23 protein-coding genes are annotated in these 23,082 nt (G+C 66.8%); 7 read left to right on the forward strand and 16 right to left on the reverse strand.

The window, feature by feature from the left end; translation table 11 throughout:
* Nucleotides 1-14 precede the first annotated feature (14 nt).
* The 3 genes from ACLJQ7_RS02710 (at nt 15) to ACLJQ7_RS02720 (ending at nt 2,200) form a co-directional block, all read left to right on the forward strand.
* Nucleotides 15-668, forward strand: a complete 654-nt coding sequence (locus ACLJQ7_RS02710) for a hypothetical protein (protein WP_410646515.1) — start codon at nt 15-17, stop codon at nt 666-668.
* 101 nt (nt 669-769) lie between these two features.
* Complete coding sequence (locus ACLJQ7_RS02715) at nt 770-1,228, forward strand: hypothetical protein (RefSeq protein ID WP_410646516.1); 459 nt, start codon at nt 770-772, stop codon at nt 1,226-1,228.
* A gap of 246 nt (nt 1,229-1,474) precedes the next feature.
* Nucleotides 1,475-2,200: a hypothetical protein gene (locus tag ACLJQ7_RS02720; RefSeq protein WP_410646517.1), complete on the forward strand. Its 726-nt coding sequence runs from the start codon at nt 1,475-1,477 to the stop codon at nt 2,198-2,200.
* Between the two features lie 343 nt (nt 2,201-2,543).
* Here the strand turns inward: ACLJQ7_RS02720 and ACLJQ7_RS02725 are convergent, their stop codons facing one another.
* From ACLJQ7_RS02725 to ACLJQ7_RS02765, 9 genes are all read right to left on the reverse strand, one after another.
* Nucleotides 2,544-3,032: a hypothetical protein gene (locus ACLJQ7_RS02725; RefSeq protein WP_410646518.1), complete on the reverse strand. Its 489-nt coding sequence runs from the start codon at nt 3,030-3,032 to the stop codon at nt 2,544-2,546.
* Nucleotides 3,033-3,254: 222 nt separating this feature from the next.
* Nucleotides 3,255-4,004 (reverse strand): hypothetical protein, encoded by a 750-nt coding sequence (locus ACLJQ7_RS02730; RefSeq protein ID WP_410646520.1) that lies wholly within the window; start codon nt 4,002-4,004, stop codon nt 3,255-3,257.
* Nucleotides 4,005-4,039: 35 nt separating this feature from the next.
* Nucleotides 4,040-4,726 (reverse strand): hypothetical protein, encoded by a 687-nt coding sequence (locus ACLJQ7_RS02735; protein ID WP_410646521.1) that lies wholly within the window; start codon nt 4,724-4,726, stop codon nt 4,040-4,042.
* A gap of 39 nt (nt 4,727-4,765) precedes the next feature.
* The gene (locus ACLJQ7_RS02740; protein ID WP_410646522.1) at nt 4,766-5,170 is read right to left on the reverse strand and encodes a hypothetical protein; all 405 of its coding nucleotides are present in this window, start codon (nt 5,168-5,170) and stop codon (nt 4,766-4,768) included.
* Entirely contained in the window at nt 5,167-5,535 is a 369-nt protein-coding gene (locus ACLJQ7_RS02745) for a tyrosine-type recombinase/integrase (RefSeq protein WP_410646523.1), read from the reverse strand. The genes ACLJQ7_RS02740 and ACLJQ7_RS02745 overlap by 4 nt, the downstream gene beginning before the upstream one ends.
* A 226-nt stretch (nt 5,536-5,761) precedes the next feature.
* On the reverse strand, nt 5,762-6,970 hold the full coding sequence (locus ACLJQ7_RS02750) for a PIN domain-containing protein (protein WP_410646524.1): 1,209 nt from the start codon (nt 6,968-6,970) through the stop codon (nt 5,762-5,764).
* A 62-nt stretch (nt 6,971-7,032) separates the two neighbouring features.
* Complete coding sequence (locus tag ACLJQ7_RS02755; RefSeq protein ID WP_410646526.1) at nt 7,033-7,299, reverse strand: hypothetical protein; 267 nt, start codon at nt 7,297-7,299, stop codon at nt 7,033-7,035.
* Nucleotides 7,300-7,480: 181 nt separating this feature from the next.
* Nucleotides 7,481-7,912, reverse strand: a complete 432-nt coding sequence (locus tag ACLJQ7_RS02760) for a hypothetical protein (protein ID WP_410646527.1) — start codon at nt 7,910-7,912, stop codon at nt 7,481-7,483.
* 107 nt (nt 7,913-8,019) lie between these two features.
* The gene (locus ACLJQ7_RS02765) at nt 8,020-8,226 is read right to left on the reverse strand and encodes a hypothetical protein (protein WP_410646528.1); all 207 of its coding nucleotides are present in this window, start codon (nt 8,224-8,226) and stop codon (nt 8,020-8,022) included.
* A 2,607-nt stretch (nt 8,227-10,833) separates the two neighbouring features.
* Here ACLJQ7_RS02765 and ACLJQ7_RS02770 point away from each other — a divergent pair.
* Nucleotides 10,834-12,039: an RES domain-containing protein gene (locus tag ACLJQ7_RS02770; RefSeq protein WP_410646529.1), complete on the forward strand. Its 1,206-nt coding sequence runs from the start codon at nt 10,834-10,836 to the stop codon at nt 12,037-12,039.
* Between the two features lie 302 nt (nt 12,040-12,341).
* On the opposite strand, the gene ACLJQ7_RS02775 is transcribed toward ACLJQ7_RS02770, so the two are convergent.
* The 5 genes from ACLJQ7_RS02775 to ACLJQ7_RS02795 all read right to left on the reverse strand — a co-directional run bounded on the left by ACLJQ7_RS02775 (nt 12,342) and on the right by ACLJQ7_RS02795 (nt 17,036).
* Complete coding sequence (locus ACLJQ7_RS02775) at nt 12,342-12,821, reverse strand: hypothetical protein (protein ID WP_410646530.1); 480 nt, start codon at nt 12,819-12,821, stop codon at nt 12,342-12,344.
* Entirely contained in the window at nt 12,818-13,579 is a 762-nt protein-coding gene (locus ACLJQ7_RS02780) for a hypothetical protein (RefSeq protein WP_410646531.1), read from the reverse strand. The genes ACLJQ7_RS02775 and ACLJQ7_RS02780 overlap by 4 nt, the downstream gene beginning before the upstream one ends.
* 213 nt (nt 13,580-13,792) lie before the next feature.
* Nucleotides 13,793-15,325, reverse strand: a complete 1,533-nt coding sequence (locus tag ACLJQ7_RS02785; RefSeq protein WP_410646532.1) for a hypothetical protein — start codon at nt 15,323-15,325, stop codon at nt 13,793-13,795.
* Nucleotides 15,326-15,503: 178 nt separating this feature from the next.
* The gene (locus ACLJQ7_RS02790; protein ID WP_410646533.1) at nt 15,504-16,553 is read right to left on the reverse strand and encodes a cutinase family protein; all 1,050 of its coding nucleotides are present in this window, start codon (nt 16,551-16,553) and stop codon (nt 15,504-15,506) included.
* Between the two features lie 78 nt (nt 16,554-16,631).
* Nucleotides 16,632-17,036 carry a hypothetical protein gene (locus ACLJQ7_RS02795; protein WP_410646534.1) on the reverse strand — a complete coding sequence of 135 codons (405 nt, stop codon included), beginning with the start codon at nt 17,034-17,036 and terminating at the stop codon, nt 16,632-16,634.
* Nucleotides 17,037-17,200: 164 nt separating this feature from the next.
* On the opposite strand from ACLJQ7_RS02795, the gene ACLJQ7_RS02800 reads away from it, so the two are divergent.
* From ACLJQ7_RS02800 to ACLJQ7_RS02810, 3 genes are all read left to right on the forward strand, one after another.
* The gene (locus ACLJQ7_RS02800) at nt 17,201-18,403 is read left to right on the forward strand and encodes a helix-turn-helix domain-containing protein (protein ID WP_410646535.1); all 1,203 of its coding nucleotides are present in this window, start codon (nt 17,201-17,203) and stop codon (nt 18,401-18,403) included.
* 108 nt (nt 18,404-18,511) lie between these two features.
* Complete coding sequence (locus ACLJQ7_RS02805; protein ID WP_410646536.1) at nt 18,512-18,958, forward strand: GNAT family N-acetyltransferase; 447 nt, start codon at nt 18,512-18,514, stop codon at nt 18,956-18,958.
* Between the two features lie 280 nt (nt 18,959-19,238).
* Nucleotides 19,239-20,465, forward strand: a complete 1,227-nt coding sequence (locus ACLJQ7_RS02810) for a hypothetical protein (RefSeq protein ID WP_410646537.1) — start codon at nt 19,239-19,241, stop codon at nt 20,463-20,465.
* Nucleotides 20,466-20,747: 282 nt separating this feature from the next.
* Here ACLJQ7_RS02810 and ACLJQ7_RS02815 read toward each other — a convergent pair whose 3' ends face one another.
* Both ACLJQ7_RS02815 and ACLJQ7_RS02820 read right to left on the reverse strand, forming a co-directional pair.
* A complete protein-coding gene (locus tag ACLJQ7_RS02815; RefSeq protein ID WP_410646538.1) occupies nt 20,748-21,242 on the reverse strand; it encodes an NUDIX domain-containing protein in 495 nt (164 codons plus the stop codon).
* A gap of 8 nt (nt 21,243-21,250) precedes the next feature.
* The gene (locus tag ACLJQ7_RS02820; RefSeq protein WP_410646539.1) at nt 21,251-22,963 is read right to left on the reverse strand and encodes a hypothetical protein; all 1,713 of its coding nucleotides are present in this window, start codon (nt 22,961-22,963) and stop codon (nt 21,251-21,253) included.
* Nucleotides 22,964-23,082 lie beyond the last annotated feature (119 nt).

Genomic DNA, 23,082 nt, shown 5'->3' on the forward strand with positions numbered 1-23,082 from the left:
ATGGGGTGATCGGGATGAACGACAGGGCTGTCCGGAAAGGACGCCGGTGGCGGTTGTATCGCGCGGCCGTTCCCAGCGCGGCAGTGATCTTCGTGCTGGCATACGTTGTGGTGACGACGATGCGCGAGTTCCACTGGACTGTGTTGATCCTGGTGGCGTTGATTCCACCTACTGCCGTGATGGCGGTGTCGGTTCTGGGGATACAGCTGCGCAATGAGCGGCGCCTGACTGTCGGCGGGATCGCCCAGTACCAGGCTCTGCAGGGCATTCTCGCCGCGAACACGGACCGCGGGATGTTGATCGCGCGGGAGGACAACGTGGTGATCCTGCCGCTCGCCAGCGGGAACGGTGTCGTGCGTTTCGACCGCGATGAGCTGGCGGACGCGACGCGGGAGGGCCGGGCGGACGCCACTGTGGTGGGCGACCGGTTCCGGCTGGAGTGGCGTTGCCCGCAGGTCACTCACGACTTCACCACCTACGCGCCGCTGGCCGAGGACACCACCGACCTGCCCCCGCTCGCCCGCCAGGCGGAGACGAGCTTCTGGTCACCGCGTGGTTGGTGGCGTGACCTCCGTGCCGACTGGGCGGAAAGTCGTTCCGGCTTCACCGTTCCCAGTGACCGCGATCTCGACGTCCTGATCGGGCAGTTGCGGGCCGCGACGACCTAGCGGATCCGGCCTGCCGTTGCGGGCGGTGTCTCGAGTGGTTGTTCGTCCGACTGAGTACCGTCGTGACGGGGGAAGATCGCCGATGTCACTAGGGGTTCGTCGTGCAGCTGGATCGAGGGCAGCTACTGCTTGCCGCGCGGCAAGCGGTGTTAGCGGGACGGCAGGCGACCGGTGAAGACCGCAGGCTCGCAGCACTGACCACTGTTCGTGATCTCGTTCCGCGGCACCAGATGGAACAGTTCTGGGTCGCGCTGATCGAGTACAGCCTCGATACCGTCCGTCCGTTCCTCGCCGTCTACGGCGACGAGCTCATCACCGAGACCCGGTCGGGCGATCCGTCTGGGCAGCAGGTGGCCGACCTGCCGATCCGCCTGGTCAATGACGCGCTCAGGCATGCCAGCGCCGGAGACTACGACGCGGTGGCCGACGACGTACGGCTGATGACCGCCCTCGACGACCAGCAGCGCGCCGTCGCGCTGGGAAACATCGTGCACCTGGCCCTGGTGATCGGCGACATCGTCAACTCGCGCCCCGCCACCACCGACGATCCCGGCGACTGACCAGCGACCCGCCTCCCGAACGATGACGCGAGGGTCGGTACAGCCGGGATCGTCGCTGAGGTGTGCCTCGCCCGTTGCCGGAGCGGCCGCTAGGATCGCTGTCGGGCAGTTGCGAGCCTCAACCGTGTCGGATCGACGCCCACGCCGTCCCGACGTATCGGCCAAGGTCCTGAGCGGATCCCGCAGATCACCGTCGTCTTCTTCTTCCGGGCGCGAGCGTGGGACCGCGCGCCGAGGAGTTCACTCATGACTTGCTTCGCCAACCGCAAGAACCAGATTCGTGCCCTGCAGGCCGCCCACCCCGGGATGGCCTACGGCGAGGCCGCGCGCCAGGTCGACACCACCAACAACACTGCGGACCTGCTGGCCGGCCTGCGGCAGACCCCGATGGTCGCCTTGGCCGCCGCGCTCAACACCGCGGGCGAATTCGACTACGCGGCCAGGCTGGCCCGGTCTCTCGCCCGCGAGCAGGCACCCGATCCGGAAGCCGAACGCCTGGCGCGCGCCACGGAGGACGCGTATCGAGCGATGATCGGTGCCCCGGCCGGACTGTCCGCCGCCGGTCATGAAGCCTTGAACAAGGCGTACAACGACGCGGACAACGCCCAGTACCACCACTCGCCGGACGACTACCCGTACGAGGATGAGCAAGCCGTGGTCCAGGCGGCGTTCACCGCGCTGAGCCTCGCCGCGGACCTCACCGACGGTGCGCCCGCGCTGGCCCGCGCCGCCGCCGATGTGCTCGCCACCCTGCGGTTCGACTTCACCGCCGACGCCATCCGCGGGTATCGCGAGGACTTCGGCGCCGTTCCCGTGTCGGCGGACAACCCGGCGGCGCGCCACGCGCGCGCCGCCGTCGAGGCTCTCGCCGACGCCACCGAGATCCAGTACGGCGGCGACGAGGAATGGCAGGGGTGCATCGACCTGCTCGACCAAGCCCTGCGCCACGCCACCACCGCGGCGGCGGGGTGATCCCCGGAGGCATAGTTCTCCGGCTCGGCCGACGGGCGAGCTACCCGCGACGTCGTGGGCTGGAGAGGGTTTCGGTGGCCTGATGGACAGCGGCGAGGCCGGGCTTGACGTACCGCTGGACGCTGCGCAGGGATGTGTGGCCGGTCTGGCCATGATGACGTTAGCGGAGGTGTTGGCGTCGCCGAGGTGGGTGGCCGAGGAGTGCCGGAGCTGGTGCAGCCGCATCAAGGACAAAGCCGACTGGCCGGTCAGGTGAGCAATCCGGCGATGAGCTTGCGTGCCGAGGCTTTGGTCAGCCGCTTGGCCGCCGTCATCGTCTTCTCTCGCGGACCACGCGGTTCTATCATGTGCCCTTGATCGCCGCGGCGAACTCGTCGTTGAACCGCTCCTTGCTCGCCTTCGTGATCAGCTTCGTCAGGTACCGCAGCTGCGCCTCGGTCACCGGCTCGGCCTTCGCCGCCGCGGCGCGTTCCCGCCGCTGCCCGTGAACCTGGTCGTTCACGGCCTTGCGTTCCGCCTCGGCCTTCTCACTGCGGTCGATCACCCGCACCGGCTCGAACCAGTCCTGGGCGCCCTTCTCCCCGGTCACGGCCTTCCACAGAGCGTTCGTCGTCAGCCGGGTCTCGTCGACATCCTCGGTCAGGTCCGGCCCGACCAGCGCGACGAACCCGCTTCCCTGGCGCACCACCGTGAACCCGGCCGACTCGGCGTGATCGGTGATCCAGTTGTTTTTGCACCCGCATCGCGCGTGATACCGGCCCCACTTCGTCAGCAGCGCCTCATACACCAGCCGATCGCCGTAATACTTCGGATCCCGCGTAAACCCGGACATCTCGCGATACTCGCACCACCGACCAGGCGCCGACCAACACCACGCGAGCCCCGTTCGGAGGATGCCCCCGGGGCACCGGTAGATCCCCGGTCCATGCCTAACCAACGACGGACCGCGCCGAAACCACCCACTCCCTGCACGAGACCAAAGCTGCTGGTCAAGCCATATCCGCCCGATTTTCGGCAGTCGGCGACCCCTATCGGCGTTCGATCCCGGTCGCGGTCACACCGCGATGAACAGCTGTGGCAAGGTGCTGAGGCTCTCGCAGGCGGCGGTGTGCCGTTCGCGGCGCTGATGCTCGATGTCCACGGCCGCGGCGTAGCGCGCGTACAGCTCGTCGGTGTCCGCCCCGTAGGCGCGGACTTCGCCGGAGAGGGCGGCGATGGCCGTAGCGTGTTCCTGCTCCGCCTCGGCGATTTCCCTGGCGTACCACTCGCTGATCTTGCTGCTCTCGCCGTATCTCTCCCGTCGGGACGCGAGAGCCTGGGAGCTTTCGATGGCGGAGTATCCCGTTCGTGAAAGGCACGTGACGGTGGTGAAATCGTGGTCGGTGGGAAGTTTGACGCTCCCGGCCTCGCTCCACTTGGACAGCGGAGGTGCACCCCGGAAATACCTCGTCGTGCCGGTGCTGAGCACGTCGTGGACGCACGAGGCGATGAACTGCTCTGCTTCCACCGGCCGGAACACACCGAAATCCGGGGTCACCACCACCAGACTGCGGCGCAGTTCGGTGTCTTCCTGCCACACCACGTGCCAGTGCGCGGTGCTGCTGTTCGCGCATTTGTCCGGGTGGTAGTTGACGACACCCCACGGTTGCCCGGCCAGGGTTCCGTCCGCGAGGATCAGCGGTTTCTCGATCAGCTGCCGGAACACCGCGAGGGTGACCTGTTTCCCGGACACCGTCAGGGTTTTGATCTCCACGCTGGCGGTGGTGATCGCGGCGTTCTGCACGGTCAGCGGCGGCTTCGCCATCTCACTCCTTCACCCCGCGGTGCGCGGGCGGTTGATCATGGATTGGGTTCCGCGCCGGGATAGGTCCAGGCGAACCGGGCGGCGGGCGGGTTCGCCCGGTAGGTGGTGAGCTGGGATTCACGCTGATCGGCGCCGAAGCCACCTCCTTCGCCGCCGTTGCAGCCAGGGCAGAGCACGCCGCGAACCAGCCGCTCGGGGACGATGCCGCAGCCGGCGCACCGTCCGTCCTGGACGTGGGCCAGCAACCGGACCAGCACCCAGCGGGCCCGGTCCGCGGCCATGGTCCGCACTGTGTCGCCGAAGTCGTGGGTGTCCCAGGAATCGGGGCCCAGCGCGACCGCCTCGTCGACGTCGTTCTTCCAGCGGCGCAGCTGTCCCAGCCGCGCGCGGGCGTGCCGCGCCCGTGTGCGGGAGTCACGGTCGGCGACGGTGATCGTGTGCTGTACCGGCACCGCGTGGATCGCGGTCCGGGGTTTCTCACCGCTGGTGCGCACGATCCGCCAGATCCGCTCGTGGTCACGGGAGATCGTGGCCCACCGGCGATCCTCCCAGCGCCCGTCGGGGCGGGTGTGGATCGTGCCGTCCGGGGTCAGCACGTAGGGACGGCACCGTCCGGACCGATCGGGCGCGAGTGTGGAGCGTAGCCAGGCGAGCCGCTCGTGCAGCCACCGGTCCGGATCAGACCTGCGGTCGGCTGCCGGGGCTTTCCGCTCGCTCGGCACGTCAGGTCATTCGCGGGCTCGTGGAGTAGGGCGGTGGGGTCACGGCAGCGTCTGCGGCAGTGTCACGCCCCACTCGGCGACGGCGTCCTCCAGCGTCGTCCCCTTCGGCGGGTCGCCGCCGAGTTCCCATTCCAGGCGCAGCGTGCGGCGCTCGGCCAAGGGCCGCAGGTCCTCGAGGACGGCGGCGACCAGCTCGGCGAGGTCCTCGCTGCTGTCTTCGGTGCCGATGCCGTCGTCGCGCAAGCCCCATTCGGCGCTCCAGGACACCTCGACCTCGGCCGGGCTGTACGCGATCACCAGCCGGTACAACTCGATGTCGACGACCTGTTCCCGTCGCATCTCGACGTTGTCCGGGGGTGCCGGGGTGATGCTGGGGCCGAGGCGGGTGGCTTCCTTGGCCTCGCGGCGCTCGCGGGCACGGCGCTGCTGACGGGATTCGCTCACCGTGGTCTTATCGGCAGCCGGGAGCGGGGGCGTGAGGGGGACTCAGACCTCGATGGCGATGCTTTCAGGGCGTCGACGGCCTCGTCTCCGCTGACCAGGGTGTAGCGGCCGGTCGTCTCGACCGAGGCGTGACCGAGGATCTCGGCGATGACGGCCAGGTCGTAGCCCTGCTCGGGCAGCAGGGTGCCGAGGGTGTGGCGCAGGTCGTGCGGCCTGGCCGCGATCCCGGCGTCGACGGCGGTCAGCGGCGGGGAGGTGAGGGGGACGCCGGCGTGGCCGCGGTCGTCGCGTTTCCACTTCTTGCCGGGTTCGACACCGCGGATGCGGGTGACGACGCCGTCGACGACGTAGACGATCGCTTTCACCGGGATTCGCGATTGGCGGCGATGGGCCACCATTTCCGGTCGGCATCGAGCTGGACCTCTTCGCTGGCACCGTTTTCGCCGAACCGGCGGTTGTCGTAGGCGTCGACCTTGCGGGTGCGGGTGTTGCGGTAGACGAGAAGGACGCAGTCGCGGCCGGTGTGCTGGGCGGCGAGTTGCTAGGCGGAACGTTTTCTGGGCCACCATCGGCAGCCCCCGCCGCGCGGATTCATCCCTCGTGGACGGTCTGCGAGTCCTCTCCCGTGCCGTTCGGGTTGTCTGTCGGCTCGGGCAGGAGCTCCTCGGCATGCAGAAGTTCAGCTTCGTCAAAGGCTGAGCTGTCCGGAGTGAGGTAGATGGTGAACGACAATCGCCCAGCGTGGTACGTGCCGACCCACATGTAGTGGTTGTTCCAGTCGCCGTCGTAAACCTCGATGGAAAGATCGTCTTCCCCGTAGTAGTCGGCCTTGAAGGCCATACCTTCTAGGAGAAGCTGCGCGGTGACCGATACGTCGACCACTGGGCGGCCGTCGCTGTCTCGACCGTTCGTCGCCCATTCGAGCGTGGAGAAGTCTGGCTGGACGTCTTGGAGAGTTGCCTCGTCCTCGATGATCGTGCTGAAGCCACTAAAGTCGGGATCGGGCCTCCAGTGATCGACGGGCTCAGCAGTCCGCGTCTCTTGGCCCGAGAGAGTGGAGCATGCCGCGGTTACTGCCTCGATGATCAGCTCACGTGGCGGGTCTGCGACTGGCAGCCCGTCGGGCGCCAGTTCGGCGTCGAGCTGCTCGGTCTCCTTCAGGTAGTCCACCGCTTCCGCGAGACCCCGCACGGTCACGACGGTGAACGAGCCGACATCGGCGATCTCAGCCTGCAGCTCAGGCAGTAGTTCGCCGGACTTCTTGACACAGAAGTCGCTGGTGTTTTCGGTGATGAACACGACCTTTGCGGCGCCGCTGGTTCCACGGCACACGTCAAGGACGGTGTGCCAGATCAAGGCGTCGCGGTAACCGTTCTTGCCCTCACCATCAAACGGTTTCCGGTTCTCCAATGCACGGGTGAGCAGCGTTTGCTGGTCAACCTGAGGCACCGGCACAATCGTGACCTGACGCTCGCCGAGACGGGCTCGCAACACTCGCTCGTACGCGTCGATGCGCGGTTCAACGCTGGCCTTGAATTCTTTGATGGTCGACGGCACGTTCAGGTCCAGCAGCTTGTTGAGCTTCCACAGCTTGAGGGTGTTCAACCCGACGACCAGGTCGTTCGTCTCGCGTTTGTAGCCACGAGCAACTTCCTGGACCACCACTTCGGGAACGCATACGCGAAGCAGGCCATGCTCAACGAAGAGCTGCAGGGTGCCCCAAGCCGAACGATCAAGGGCCCAGTCGTTCCAGATCGCGTTCGAGTCGATCACCACGGTTATGAGTTGGCGCTGCAGCACGAGGGCAAGCATAAGCCGCAGGACTGGATATCCAGAAGATGGCTAACGGTCGCCACCAGCACTCAACCTCGTCGGCGAGCGACCGCGCGGGAGAATCCCGGCTGGCCGTGCTCGCGAGCGACCGGGCCCGCGCGGTGGGCGCGGCCCATCACCCCGTCGCGGATCGCCTCGGCCATCGCCGTGCTCAGCTCGATGCCGGTGGTCGGATCGTGGTCGACGCCGGTACCGCCCGCTTCGTTCCCGCCGCGGGCACGGCTCCCGCTCTCGCCCAGCAAGTCGTCGTAGACCTTCGGCGCCCGTAGTCCCAAGCTGATGCCGGAGCCGTCCACGGCCTTCGTTACGGAACGCTGCTCGGCTTCCTTGCGGTGCGGCCCCGGTTCCGCGCCGAGATCGACGAGTACACGCAGAACCGGCGGCAGCTGTTCATGACAGGTGGCGTTGCGAAACGAAAGGAGGCGTCCGCCGACTGGGTGTCGACGGACGCCTCCTTCTCGTAGTGCGGTCGATCTCCTACGCGGGCACGACGGCCAGGTGCGAACGGTGCTCCGGGGACACCACGGTCTCCGGCATCGTCGCCGTGGTGCACGTCGGGCACGTCGGCGCGACGTAGTCCGCGCCCGGACGGACCGCTGCCTCCGGGCCGCCCTTCAGCCTGACCCAGCGCGGCTTCCAGTGGCCCTCGACTTCCTGATGGCCGATCCCGCAGGCACGCAGGAACACCGCGACGGTCTGCCACTTCGGCACGGCCGTGCCGGTGAACAACCGGCTCAGGGTCGCGACCGAGGGAACGGGCAGATCGAGAAGAGCCTTGTCCTGCAAGGCCTTCGCGGACCGCACGATCTCGCCCAGCGACGGGTCACCGGCGTGCAGCTTGATCTCGTCGAGGTCGTCGAGAAACGCCACCACCTCGACGGTGTCGGGCGTGTGAGTACGTACTGACATGAGACGAACTCCCTGATGGAGGGGCAGATATGGAGGGTTGCGGCGGGTGGTGGCGGGTGCCCCCTTCTTGGGGAAGCACCCACCACCACGGTGTGCCGCGCCGGCGCCTACGCCCGGCTGATCTTCGGGAGGAACCCGTTCCCGTCGTTGTCGTCCTCGCCCAGCATCTGCTGGACGACCGCCGCGGCGACGAAGGCCACCGCGCCGGAGGAACTCGCAACGATGGCCAGGTCGTAGCCGAAACCCATCGCCAGCGCGATGAAGATCAGCATCGTCCCGAGCACCAAGGTGGCGCCCATCAGTCGTCTATCCATGTGTTTACCTCTTTCCGTCTATCCCGGATCCGTGGGTGCGGATTTCACCGGCGAGTCCATGCGGTCGACCACCACAGCGACCCAACCCGCCGCTCTCAGTAATACCCGAACAATTGTGAGCCGTGCAATCCGCACGGCTCGAACTCTTAGGCAGGTGTCAGAATGCAACGAATTGCAACAATCTGAGAGGTTCGGAGAAAGGTGAACGTTTTTCATCGGCGAACATGCCGGAAGGGACGGGAAAAACAATCCGCCAAAAAGGGTGGATAGTTACGCTCATGCCGCCCGCGACGGGAAGAACTTGAAACGGACGATAGCCTTCCTTATTCTAACTTCCTCGAATAAAGGTAGGCTTACGTTGGTCCGTCGCGTCCAAGTGGACGTCTCTCCCGCGCAGTTCGACCGTAGCAGGATGGCGTCGCGGTTTGGTGAAAAAGACGAAGCAATTGCCTGCTGTTGCAACAGTGGCCGATGCCATGCTCGCCGTGACGGGAAACCGTTTACCGGGAAAAGGGGAAAGCCTCCTGCGCTGGTGTACGCGGAGGCTTTCCTGAACCCCGTTCAAATCTACCGCACCCACGGATGGGACTTGGACGGGAGCTTATGAAGTTCCGCCCGGCTGCCAGACACACCTGATGTGCCCTGAGCTGGGCTCCTGGTCACCGTACGTCGGTGTCTTCAGGGTCGCAACGGGCTTTGGAGGGGACTTCCGCACCTGGCTGCGGCACGCGTACTCACGGGCGACGGGCCTGGTCAGGCGGTCGCGGCATCGTGAGACAGGACAGAGCTTGGCGGGCGGCTTCCGACGTGGCCGTCGGCGGCCGGGCGGTGCGCGCGTGCTGTGACGCCTGTTCGCGTCTGGGGTGGCGTCCGCCGGTCTCTCCAGCAGCCATCCCTCACCAGACGACCAGGTCGGGTCGTTCTGTGGCGGCGCCGCCCGCCGGGTCGATGGCGACGAACGCGGCCCAATATCCGGCGAGGCGATACCTGATGGTGGAACGGCTTGTTTCTCGGTGCTACCTCGCGCCGCTGCTGCGAGAACAGGCTTGGAATGCCTGCCGCGGGCATCGCGCCGGCCAGGAGCGAGAACGGCAGGCGACGACGTCTTCTCGTCGAGTGTCAGGCGCGTCGGCGACGGCGATTCGTCGCTGGCCGCGCTCAGGGCTACGCGGTGGGAGGTCACGAGCCGCAGCGCGCCGTCCATCGTTTCAGGGGTGTGCTCCCGCTGCTCCGCCAGCAGCGTGTGCAGTATTCGGCTCGGACGGTCGCGAATGACATGTGCGGCAGTGGGCTTGACGACATTCCAGCTGGTCCCAGACTCTGTCGCCTTCGGGCACTTCGGTCGAGCAGCTCGAGTTACGGGGATGTCCGCGCGGAATGCGGGTGCCGCATGCCGTGGCGAGGCACGGTTCCGCAGAAAATGAAGCGCGAACACTGCTGCGAGTGTGCTCTTCCCGGCTTCGTTCGGTACAGGGGATATCGCACGATCTTGTCGCCGATCCGAGGGGACAGCCCGAAGCCACGCTTGCATGGCTCGCGTACGGACCCGCGCCTGGTTTTGTCGGTCCCGTGCGGACGAAGATTCCAGCGGCCGGGAAGAAACCCCATCCGGCCACCAACCGCGCGGGACGCATGGTTCGTCCAGGATTGGTTGTCCTGTCGCCTGGAGTGAGCGCGAGAGTGTGACGGCGTGAACCACGTCAAGGTCCATCCGAGGACGCGCCGGCGCTCGGTCGAGGTCGGCGTGGAGTCGTTCCGCACTGCCCGCTGGGACAGGAACGAGACGTGGGCTCGCCTCATCGACCAGCGAAAACAGGTACGCTATGACCCGGCTGGTGGTGACGTGCGCCGCCAGCCGCTCGGTTTCGAAGCGTGTGGCTCGGATCGCGTCGAGCAGGTGCCCGGTGACGAAGTTGAAATTCTTCACGGTTACCGCCTCCATCCGACCCGACGTTTGCGAGGTCGATACTCCGGGAATTGCGACAGCGCACGCAACCTGTACCAGCAGGTATTCGGATTTGCAACGAACTGCAACGGCCTGCAACGGCTTGCTCTGTCCCTGGAGGCATATGTGACATGGGCGAGACTCCGAGCGAGCTTGCGGTGTCGCCCTTCGATCAGTTCCGATGTCGGTCACGGCATGTTCGGACCCCGGCACCAGGCCGCGTTGTGCCAGCTGCTTCTACCCCTCGCAGGACCATCGGCGCTGGCAGGGAACCTGCAGTTGGGAGAGTTCCAGCCTGCTGGCACCCACACGGGGCATCAAAGCCCCTCTGCTGTCGTCTCGCCGCGAGCGTGGTGATCCAGCCTGCATCAAGGCGCCTGTGACGCCGCTGCTCGTATCCGCCATCTCGCCGAGCTACGGGGCGGGCAGCCGCCTGAGTGCCCGTCCAGACAGTACCGTCTGGACGGCTGTCTCCGGATCGGCAGGACCCGCTCCGCCCTCATGCCGGCCAACAGAGGGTCGCGGCGACGGCGACCCTCGTACCCGTGAACGTCTGAATCCTCGGTGCCCTTGACCGAGCGGCTCCGTTCCTGGAGTCGGGCGACCGAGCACTGATCGGACAGCCCGCGGCCTCGACGACGATCGGCATAGGCTTCCCGCTTATGGGAACCGACTATCACAGCGCGCTGGAAGAGTTTGAGGCCATGCAAGACAGTTTGAAGCGCCCGGATACGGCTGTCTGTGTGTTGTGTATCCTGGACACCGCTCTGTGGAGGCGCGTGGGAAGCGACGCGGTTCACGGGACGTGTTCGTTCTGCAACCAGGAGAACACCTGCACGACCTTCGACGAGCTGGCCGACGTCGTCGACAGCGTCGTAAACGAGTGGTATACCACCGTGTCAGAGTCCGGTGCATACCACGATGACGGCGAGCTGAACGTAACAACGCACGACATTAACGACGTCGCGTACGACATCCTGAATGAGGCTATCCAGCCGGACGCGCATGCCGTTCTCTCTGACTATGTCGCCAGTCGCGACTCGACGGACTACGGCTGGGTCCAAAACGCGGACATTTGGGCAACAATTTATGACTTCACAAAGGGCGCATGGAAGAATCTATCACGGGACTTGAAGGATGGCGACGAATCGAAAGATCTCCGAACGGTTGCAACCCTCTCGTCCGAGACGACCGGGCTCCTGGCGGAAATTCGCGATGTGGCGTTACTTCAGGGCCTCTTCAAGGTTTCATCGCCAGCCCTGTGGCGCTGTCGAAGCCGGGAAGGACTTACCTTTCCATTGATTGCCAAGCAACTCGGAAGTCCTCCTTCGGGAGCAGCGAACAGAATGACCACCGAGGGCCAATCTGTTTTTTACGGCAGCGTCGGCCTTGAGTGTGCGGTTAAAGAAATATCACAGGGCCGAGACATCTCGTTCGCTGCTGGCAAGTTCGTGCCATCGCGCGAACTCTATTACTTTGACGTCTACGCAACCCCCGAAAGGCCGAGCGTCTTCGAAATCGACAGCCACGACCGAATTCAGGCTCTCGATTTTCTCGACAGCTTCTCGAAGACTCTCAGTGAGCCCAGAACCGACGACAGTCCACGCCATTACATTCCATCCCAGGTCTTCATCAAGTTTCTTCGCGAGAATTCCGAAACGCCACAACCCGAAGCTATCCGCTTCAAAAGCAGCCTAGATCCTGACGGAAATGATGAAAATTGGGTGGTATTCGTCGACAGAGAACACTGCGTGGATCATCCCGCCGAGGACTCTGACCTCCATCTGATTCTCGATAGCGCTTCCACTCAAGAGCACCCGTCGTCGCGGACTTTTCTTTCCCAGGCGCCCTCCACGCCGAGCACGTGATCGCATGGCCGGGGGCGGACAGCCGACAGCCCGCTCGAACTGATAGGGGGACCCCGGCTCTGCGTGCCGAGGCGCTACGCATCCATCGTGAGTAAAGCCCGGGTCGAGGACTCCCGGCCGTCACTCCGGGCTTGATCTTTCCCGCGCGGACAACCACTACCGGCGACCGGGCCAGTTCGCTGTCGAGGTTCGCACACCACGGCAGGTCCACGGCAGTTGGCTCGTCGACACCTGCGGTGCCTGGCGCTACGACCTCGCGGTGATTCAGACGCTGGCCTCGAAGCATTCAGCTGACCGCGGTGTCATGACGGCGGCACATTCTGGGTTTCGCTGTCCGTGGCTGCTTTTCGCCGGATCTCGTTGACGATGTGGTCGTCGAACCCGTGGTGTGTGGCGATGGTCTTCCAGGCGGTGGCGAGGTCGTTGTTGCCCAGGTGCTGGTGGAGGGCGGCGAGGTAGGCGATGGCGTCGCCCATGTCGTGGGCGGCCGCGATCTGCAGGCGGTGTTCGGCCAGGGGCCAGTCGCCTCGGCGGAACGCGGCCCGCCCGTCGTGCAGGGCCTGGTCTGCGTCAGTGAACACCGTCATCTCAGCGTCCATGCGTGCCAGTTCCTCCGGGGTCCGCCGGGCGTGGCGGTCGAGCAGCCGCGCGAGGTCCCGGTCGGCCCGGCGGTGCGCGAGCTCGTCCTCGACGGCGGGGGCGCTGGTGTCCCGGTCCGCCGCGCGGTACCTGTTCACCAGCGCGTCGAGGTCGGCCACCGGGTCGGTGTCGCCGGTGTTCACGCGGGCTCCCCGCTCGTGTCCGCCGGTTCGGTCGCGGGCAGGGTGGCGCGCAGCTCGGAGATCTTCTTCTCCATCCGGGTCACGTCCTCGGCGACGTCGTGGCCGGCGGCGGCGAGCTGGCGCAGCAGCTGCAGTTCGCGTTCGGCCAGCGGCAGGACCTTGTCGGCGGGCGGTACCAGATAGTCGTGCAGCAGCGCGGATCGCTGATTGCCGACCGCGATCCACTCGGCCAGCGGACCCAGCCGGGTCAGCCCGCCCGACACCGCGGCGGTGGGCGGGACGCCCTCGGTCGGTTCCCGGTGGTGTTCCATCCACGCGTCCAGACGAGGCGCCCAGCGATCCGGCTCGATCGCCGCGTAGTGGTTCGCCTGGAACCAGCGGCCCGCGTCATCGTCACGGTCCGGATCGTCCAGCCCGGCCCGGAATGCCTTGACGACACCTCGGTACTTTCCGTTCGCGTTCTGCCGCGCCATCCCCAAGCCTTCGCCGAGGACCTCCCAGGTCGCTCCGGACACCGCCGCGTACCCGAGGAGCGTCTCCAGCACCAGCTCGGCCTGATCCACCAGCCGCGCCGCCACCTCGATCTCGTTCGCCAGCAGCTGGGGCCGGTGACGGGCCTGATCCAGGCTGCCGGGGGAGATCGGCACGAAGCCACGGGCCGAGTCCGACAACTCCCGCGCCGCGGCCGACACCGCCAGCCGCGCACGGGCCTCGTCGGCATAGGGAGCGTGCTCGTCCGGAACCGGATCACTCATCATGAAGGCATGCTATCCATGACAGATGCCCTTGTGTCTTATTTTTATGACACAAGGCGTTGGGTGCCCTGGTTCAGAGCTGGTAGGCCTCGACGCGGGGAAGCGGCACGTACAGCACGTCTCGTCTGGTGCTGACGCCCCGCTCGGCCAGCCGCGCGACGACGGCGTCGAGCAGCGCGGTGCCGGCGACACCACGACGATCTCCCCGCTAGGTGCTCACGCGAGGTCGTCATCCTCCGGGGCCTCATGTGCGGCGTGGTGGGCCTGGCGGAGCAGGGACGTGGCGAGCATGAGGCTGACGAGCGCGTTGGCGGGGGTGTACTGCTCGGTGCCGACCGCGTGGGCGGACGCGTGCCGGTTGAACGTGGCGGGGACCTGCATGTGGCCGTGGAAGGTTTCAAGGGCGTTCGCGACCGGCAGGCAGGCGATCACCTGTGGCAGGAGGGACGGCTGCTCTGTGATCGCGGCGCGCACCTTGCCGTACTGGAAGTTCTTGGAGGTGGGCTTGTAGAAGGTGGTGCGCAGGAGAGTGTCGATGAGACTGGCCGCGAGGGCTTGAGCGGCGGCCGTGTGGCCTGCCTGGTAGGTGAGGATGGCTTCCTCGGTGTAGGTGGCGAGGGTCGCGAACGTTCCGGACCGGGTCTGGCTGACGGCGGCCTCGCAGTCGTCGACGATGGCGGCGGCGTGGGTGTCGAGCACAGTGAGCTGGTCCGCCGCGTCGGCGGTGAGCAGTTCGCGCAGGATCGAGGTGCGCGGGATCCAGGTGACGGGCATGCCGGCGGTCGCGGTGATACGCACGGCCCTGAGCTCCTCGTCGGTGAGGTCCTTCCAGTGGGGCGGCCCGGTCGCCCGCATCAACTTTGGGGGCAGGTCGAGCAAAGCCGGAGCTATGACATTGAGGATCTGGTGCGACCAGGCGTCTCTGATTAGCGCCGCGGTCGAGTAGAACTCGGCCAGGGCCGTGGTGATCGACTGCAGTCCTGCCGCCGTTCCGCGCACTGTGTCCGCGGTGTGCAGCAGCTGGGGCACGATCACATCGTGGAAATTCTGCATGAACCGCTGGATCTGTTCCTCGCTCATGCGGTCGAGGACGCGCTCCTCGGCCGACTGGGCGCTGGAGGAGTGAGGCTGGCCGAGGTTGTACTTGGAAGCCCCGGATCTGGCGTCGTGCCCGCCGGTCTCCGCATCCGGTTCGGCTTCCGGGCGAGCAGCCGGGTTGGGAGACTGGTCGTCTGACGCTTCGGAGGATGCCGTGAACCAGCCCGTGGGCCGCAATGCCTCGATCGCCTGATGAGTCTGCTCGTCCAGCTCGTCATCATCGGGCAGCCCCAGCGCGCGAGCATGTTCGTCGAGTCGGGCCATCACAGCGTCAAGTCGGCCGCCTGTTCGCGCAAGCTGGGTGAGAGCGTCCTCGCGGTGCTCTTCAGAGGGGACGACGAGGAAGTACTCCCGCAGGAAGTGGTGAGCAAGGAAGTTGCGGGCCTCGATTGCCTGATCGAGCTCGGCGACCAGGCCCGCCGGCCAGTGGTCCTGGGTGCGGAGTCCCCGCCATAGCTTGCCGAAGGTGGTGGCGTCCCATCGTTCGACCTTGGCCACGCCCTGGTCAAAGGTGATGCCACTCTTGAGATTGCGCGCGAGGAATCCCCACAGGGTCAGCTCGAGGAGCTGGAACTGGTGCATGATCTCGCCGTACGCGCCGTAGACGATGAACTGGTCAACCGTCTGGGAATCGGGCTCGGCGTCGCTCATGAGGCAAGGCTAGTAGTGCGAGTGATGGCAGTCCTCACCTGCGAGCCCCTAGAGGAACCCGTGTCTGCGGGCCAACTGCGCCGGAGCGGACCCGAGTCGGGGCCGACGGGAGTCGCTTCCGGGTGGCCACGGCCGGATCACGACCGTGGCCACCCTCATGGCCTCACTATTCGGCGGCCTAGTTGAGCGTGACGGCGAGGTAGTCGGCGAGCCAGCCGGTGAAGGTCTTGCTGCCGTCGAGCTTCCGGGTGGCGTAGCTGGTGTGGGCGGCCTGGCCGAGCAGCGCGGCGGTGAGTGGTGCGGCGTAGGGCGGTGCTGCGTTGCAGACCGGGTCGAAGTCGGTGCAGAGCCCGATCACGGCTTTGGTGGCGTCGCCGAAGCCGTTGCGGGCGCCGGCGGCGCCGATGCTGGGGAAGGAGGTGCCGAGGGTGTTGTCGCCGGGGTTGCGGGCCGGGTCGGCGAGCAGAACGACCGCGGTCAGCCGCTGAGCGAGGACGGGGCTGGACTCCTTGCCGATGGTGGCGGCCAGGTCACCGGCGATGTGCGCGCCTTGCGAGTACCCGAGCAGCGCGAACGTGCTCGCCGGGCAGGCGGCGGCGTAGGTGTTGAGCGCGGACCACGCGGCGCGGTATCCGGCGTCCTTGCTGGCGAAGTAGCCGCCGTCGAGCTTGGCGGGGTAGTTGACGTAGTGCACGCGCAGCTTCCCGCCGAGCCGGTCGGCGAGCGGGCGGGTCACATGGGCGAGCAGGCCGCGGTGCTGGTCGCTGCGGGCGCTGGTGCTGGTTTCGATGCTGCCGGGGACCGCCAGCAGGATGGTGGGGGCGCACGCCGCGCCGAACGGCCGCGGCTGGGGTGCCTGCGGTTGCGGGTTCTGCGGCCTGGCGGGCGGGGTGTCGCAGCGAGGGAGGGCCGGGACGAATCCGTCCACGCCGGTGTAGGTGAAGTAGTCGGGCAGGTAGGTGCCGTCGGCGAGCCGGTTGTAGATCGCGTTGCCGTGCATGGGCTCGCCAGTGGTCTGACAGGCGATGGAGAGCGTGGTGCCGTCGGCGAGCGCGGTGCCGGTGCGGGCGGCGGGGTTCATGGTGGGTGCGGTGCGCGGGTAAATCCCGATGCCGGTGTTGAACACGTGGTAGCCGGTGGTGGCGTTCGCGGTGGAGCCCGGGATCACGGCCAGTGCCGTGACCGCGGCGGCGGCGAGTGCGGTGACGAGCAAGGTCGCCCTGGTCATGGTTCTCCTTCAAGAATTCGTCGTGTGGGTGGTGCCTGGCCGCCGAAACGACGGCCAGGCACCCAATGGACTCCCGGATCAGGTGCAGTACCAGGAGTAGGGGTTGTAGAAGTTGGTGTAGTCGGCTGTGCTCCCCGACCCGTAGGTGCGGCGGCAGGCTGCGTACATGTCGACTGCCTGCCAGGCAGCGGTGTCTTGGCCCCACTGGCAGACCCAGCTGTTGGCGTTGTTGCCGCGAAGCTCGGCGTGCCACGGATTGCCGTATCGCGCGACGCACCAGCCGTTGATGTCGACGCCTCCGCCGGACACCGTGATCGGACCGGCTGCCTGCGCCGCGCCGGCGGCACCGCTGTCGGTGGCCGACGCGGGTGCGGCCGTGGCGACGGTGGTACCGAGCATCAGCCCGAGTGCGCTGACCGCGAGCGCCGTGGCGTGGCGCCGCGCTCTGCTGGGGCCGGTGTTCTGGCCAAGAGTGGTAACCATGGATGATTCTCCGTTGTCGAAGTGCTGTCCGCGACGCCCTCGGACACGCCGGAGAGGGTCGGGGACACGCTGCCGAATGGCGGCGCACTTTCGTTGTAACGAGAAAGATCCACACTAAAAAGCCTGGTCAGGAAGTTAAACAAACCACTAAACCCTGTGGAGTGATGGTGGCCCGTCGACCTGGTCGTCCGCGTCGAGAACTTGGGGACACCCCGACCGACCTGTTCGCCCACCGGTTGCGCGAGCTCACGGAGGCCGCCGGGATGCGCGGGCAAGCCGACATCGCGCGGCGGGCCAAGATCAGTGGCTCCATAGCGGCGACCGCGATACGCGGGGAACGCCTTCCGACGTGGGACACCACCAAGGCGATCATCGATGCCTGCGGCGTCCCGGTGCCGGATTGGGAGCACGATTGGATCACCACCCGGGCTGCCGCCGAGCGAGCGGGCCAGTCGGTCCCCAGCCACCCCCCGGAACTGCCCGTCGACGTATCGGATCCGAGCCCGGCATCGAACACGGCACCGGCGCTCGACCGCGCGGCAGCCATCGAGGCACCTGCCCCGGAGAACGGGCCGCCAGCCCCTGACGAGAACGACGAGGCACCCAGGCCACGACAGCGGTCCCGGCTGAGACCTTCGCGGAGGCGCATTGCCAAGATCGCGGTCGCGATCGTGGCCGTGGTAGCCGCCGGTGCAGTGCTCCATGAGCTGACAGGGCAGATGATCCCGCCGTCGGCGCCGGACTGCGACGACATCGGCGTGGCCTACACCGGTGTCGCGTCTCATCGAGTCCACCGGCAGGCCTGGCTCGACGCCTACGCCGCGCAGGGTGGCCGCGCCAAGCTGGGGTGCCCGGATCCGCGACCCGAACAAGGCCTGGTGCACGACTGGGGCCCAGGCCTAAGCCAGGATCTGCTACTCAACGGCGCCCCGGCACGGCTGATGTCCATCGACCCGGACACCGTGATCGTGGTGTCCGGCGACTTCTACCGCGGGCACACCGAGCCACACTGGAATCTCGCCGCCAAGAGGCTCGGCTACCCCCAATCCGCCCCGTTCCCCTGCGGAGACGCCCACGTCGTGCTGCTGACCCGGGGCGAGTACGAGCCCGGTGCTCTGGTCACCACCCCGAACGGCCGCTACGTGTGGTTCCCGCGAGCCGCCTGGAGCACGTACGTGCAGCACGGAGGACCTGCCGGGCCTCTGGGCCGGCCGCTCAACGACCTCGGCGTCGACATCGACGGTGAGATCGGGTTCGAGCACGGCGGCATGATCGTGGTCGAGGCCGGTACCGCGCGGTTCGTTCCCACCGTCGGCACGGCTCCCGCTCTCACCCAGCAAGTCGTCGTAGACCTTCGATGCCCGTAGACCCCAGCGGCGCCGGGCCCTCGTTGCGGAAGGATGGGTCCCATGCCTTGTCAGCCCACGGAGTACCGACCCGCGAGCCGGGGCGAGGAGGATCCCGCTGTCACCGCGTTGCTCGAGCGCCTGCAGGAGTACCGCCCTCTTGCTGAGGTGGACTATCGAAAGCACGCGAGGCCGTGGACGATCACAGGGTTGGTGTGCTTCGTCGCGTGGTGCGAGGGTGAACCCGTCGGGTTTCTCTCCGGTCAGTGGAAGAAGCAGAGCCGGTTCGGCCTGGAGGGACCGACGGGATTCATCCAGATCGTCGGAATGCTCCCAGATCATCGCTGCGACCCCGGAGAACAATCTTCCGGGGCGCGATTGGTACAGGCGTTCGACGGTTACATGGCCAGCGCCGGCTGCTCGCATCTGGTCCTGCGCATCGGCGCGACACCCGGGGAAGAGACCAAGACCCGTGCGTTCTTCGCTCGCCAGCGGTTCGTCCCGCTGCCGTCCGAACCGGATTTCCAGTACCGTCCGGTCGCCCCCGTGCGGCGCGTCAGCCAGGACAGCGGCTAGACCACGATCGACTGCCGGAAGTGCTCGGCTTCCTGGCGGTGCGACCCGGCCCCTGGGCCGCGTGATTGCGTAATGAGGTCCCGGGCCAAAGACGATGTTGGCCTATCGGACCGCATGGTCTCGGCCGCCGCACCGGCACCCTCAGTCCTCAGAACGGCTATGTTCGAGGTGGTCCTCGATCGGTTCTGTCGGTTCGGGTTCGGGCCCTGGCCGGGCGGGCTTGGCGGGATCGGAGAGCGGCGTGGATGAGTGGGCTCAAGACAGGCATCGAAGGGGACGAATGCAGTTCTACCGCGAGGAAAAGAAACAGTTATTCGGCAAGCATGACCTTCAACAGCGCCTGGACGAGGACATCAAAGAGACCCCGCAAGCCGCTGACAAGATGCCAAGCGAGAAGCTTGCGGCACACAGCAACGAAATGCTTGCGCAGGAGATCGTCGCTGAGCATGTGCTCTCACCGTTGAACCTCGACACTGGCGGGCTATACGCACGACAACGCGAGATTCAAATCGCCGAGTGTCAGGGCGGCGGAACCGTTGTCGTGCTCGACGTACACATCCCGTTTCAAGGGCACACTGCGTTGCTGCACAGCGCACCTCGCAATCGACCCCGCGCGGCCGTCTATGGCGAGACGACAGAGTCGGAGGTTGTGCTGACCTTCTTGACAGGCCAGTCGCCGGAGAGGCTCAAGCAAGACATCGACGGGCAGGTTACTCTCGTTCGGGAGTGGGTTGCCGCGATCAATAGCGACATTGCGGTAGCCACACGCCAGATCAAGGAGGTGGTACTCAGCAGACTGGCCCGGCGGCGGAGACGCCTTAGCCAAAGTGGCGCTCTCCTTGCCGCGCTCGACATTCCAATCAAGAAGGTTCCGCCGACTGAAGCACTGGAGATTCCGATTATTCGGAGGCCAGTAGCGCCGCAAAAGGTCGCGCACGGGTCGGCTGGGCAGGATGAATGGCGACTTTCGAGAACGGTTTATGAGCAGATCGTGGACACGATCATCCGATTCGCCCACGCACTCGAACGGCGACCATTAAGCGCCCAGGGACTTATACCTGACGAACCCACCCTGCGGGACTGGATGAACTTCATGCTCAACGCCAACTATGAACATGAAAGCGGGGAAGAGATTTTTGTCGCTGGAGAAGCCATCAACGGGAAGGGGAAGACCGACATCCTGGTTCGCCACCAGGGTCGCAACGCCTTTATCGGCGAATGCAAATTCTGGAAGGGAGAGGAAGAGTTCAACAAGGCCATCGATCAACTACTCGGCTACCTGGTTTGGCGGGACACCAAGGCGGCCATCATCCTGTTTATCAAGAACAAGAACGCGAGCGCAGTCATCGAGACCGCAGACGCCTGCATCCGAAGGCGTCAGTGCAAGCCTGCGACTCTGTCCGATCAGCCTGCCCGGCGCCGGGACTACACGTTGGCATCTCCCCACGACGCCGACCAGATGATCTCACTCGCCCTGATCCCAGTAGTGGTGACCACACCCGCATAACTCGGCCCAGCCCTAGACTGTTGCCTGGTCTTGCTCACCAGCGACCCACGCGATGCTTCGCGAATGCGCCCTGATCTGCGCGGCGCCGAGCAGGAGGGCCACAGCCGCGACCTGAATCGCGAGCGGCTGCCTGGGCTCGATCAGCGCGGCCGCGCCACTGACTCGCTGGCAAGCGGTTCGCCATTCATAAAGCCTTTTCTCTGGTCGGATTGCGTGCTACTCGCGCCAAGCGAGACGTCGACGTCAGCTAGTGCGTCGCCGGGCGAACCGCTCGGTTCATGGCTACGCCGACGCCGGTGCGAAGCCGTACTCGCGCAGCACGCGTCCGTACTGCGCGTCGTTCCACGCCGGGGCCAGGAACTCGAGCGCGTCGGCGGGCAGAGCGTGCGGGTCGGCCCAGACGAGCTCGGTGCACTTGTGCGGCTCGCGGATCTCCGGTGTGCCCGTCCACGATCGGGCGGTGTAGAAGATATCCACCCGAGGTTCCTGGGACATCCGGAACCAGGTGGTGCCCGGGATCAGGTCGACAGCCCGGACCTCAATGCCGAGTTCTTCGCCGAGTTCGCGGACCGCGCACGCGGTCGGTGTCTCGCCGAGGTCGACGTGCCCGGCTGGAAGCCCAAGTTGCCCGTCGGCGTAGCCGGAACCGGCCCGCCGCATCAGCAGCACTCGTTCGTCCGCCAGTTCGTGTCCGCGATCGATCTCCTGGACGAGGAAGACGTGCACGGCGAGGGGGTAGCGGTCGTGCTTGGTGTCGAACACGTATGGGGCGGCCATAGGTCTCCTCAGCTGGCGGACGCGGTGGCGAGGGCTTGCGGCTGGATGTCGCGTGATCCGTCGACGTATACGGTAATGCCCTTGCAGCCCAGCTCGAACGCGGTGGCGTACGTGTCGTACACATCGATCGAGCGCGCGGTCGCGGGCAGGTTCACCGTCTTGGAGACCGCCTCGTCGACGCAGGCCTGCACCGCGGACGCCATCGCCAGGTGCCCGGCCGGGCTGATCTGCGTCGCGGTCGCCAGCACCGCGCGCAGCCGCGGCGGCAGTGCCGGGTCGCCCGGGAGCCGCCCGTGCTCGGCCACGAACCCGAGCACGTCGGTCCGGCCCGCGGCTGTCAGCGCGGCCGCGACGCCCGCGCGTTGCTGCCCGGGCAGGTCGTCCGAGAGCCGGAACAGCGGCTCGATCCCGGTCGAGGCCCGCACCACCGGCGCCGAGCGGCCGGTCGGCGGCACCGCGATGGTGGAGGAGTTCCGCAGCAGCCCGGTGGCGGCGATCTCGTCGGCGAGGGCGGCCCAGTCGCCGCGGGTCACGCTGTCGACCTCCAGCTCGGCGAACCGGCGCAGGAACTTCGGGTCGGCGTAGCGGGACCGGCCGCCGGCGACGGCCGGGCAGCCGCCACGGGTGCGGGCGAGGTCGACGGAGGCTAGCTTGGAGGTGTAGTTGACCAGTGCGAGTACTTCCCGCGCCAGCTGGCGGCCTTCGGCGCTGTCGTAGGGGAGCCCGGCCGCGAGCAGCAGATCGGCCAGGCCGCACACCCCGACACCGATCTTGCGTTTGGCGCCCATCACCCGCGCCGACAGCGGTGACGGGTAGTGCGCCAGGCTGGCCTCGATCGCGTCGTCCAGCGCTCGCACCAGGAGGCGGGTGGTGTCGGCCAGGGCGCCGAGGTCGACCGGCACGGTCGCGTCCCCGGTGTGGAAGCGGCCGAGGTTGAGATAGCCGAACTGGCAGGTCTCCCCGGCGACCAGCCCGACCTCCGCGCACGGCGCGGTCGAGACGTACGCGCCGACCTCGGGCGTGGGGTTGCCCTCGTTCATCCGGTCGGTGAACAACAGCCCGGGATCCGCGCAGACGTGCGCGGCTTCCGCCGCGGCGATCAACAGGTCCCGTTCCCGACCGGCACCGCCGAGCGCGGCACGCATCTGCGCGTCGGTGACGTGCAGCGAGATGTTGAACTTCCACGCCTCGCCGCGCGCGTCCGCGCCGACCTTGCAGCCGATGAACTGCTCAGCTGCCGGGTGATCGAGGGCGAGGATGGCCATGTTCCCGACCGGCCGGTCCTCGTGCCCGGAGTTCGCGCCGGTCACGGCGATGTCGTTGAGATAGCGCAGCACCCCGACCGGATCGTCCAGCTCGTCGAGCGCGAACCCGGTTCCCATCCCGGCCCGGTGGTAGTCGTCCACGATCGTCTTGACGCTCGCGAGATCGCCGCGCAAGTCCACCGGTGGCACCGCGCACGCGGCCAGCGGCCGGTCGACGTAGCGCCCGGCGTTGGTCATGATCGGCGTCGAGAACACGATCCGTTCGGTGTCGCACGCCCAGCCGAGACGCTCGGCGAACGCGGCCGCCCCGTCGGGGTCGAAGCGGGCGTCGGCGTGCTCGAGCGCGGCGACGATGCGGGTGATCATGTCCTGTGCGGTCTCGTGGTCGGAGATGATCCGGCCGGACCGCAGGTAGGCTTCCAGTTGCGGGCTGGTGGGGAACGTCGACTGATACATCGCGGAAAGCCCTCCTCGGGTGCGGCTGCTCAGGCCTGTGCCACACAACCGCCACCGGTCACCGGCGGGCAGGGGACTGTGCGGCTTCCGCGCGTGGTGTGCATGTCATGCACATCCGT

This window comes from Amycolatopsis sp. cmx-4-54 (genome assembly GCF_046548895.1).
Taxonomy (GTDB): domain Bacteria; phylum Actinomycetota; class Actinomycetes; order Mycobacteriales; family Pseudonocardiaceae; genus Amycolatopsis.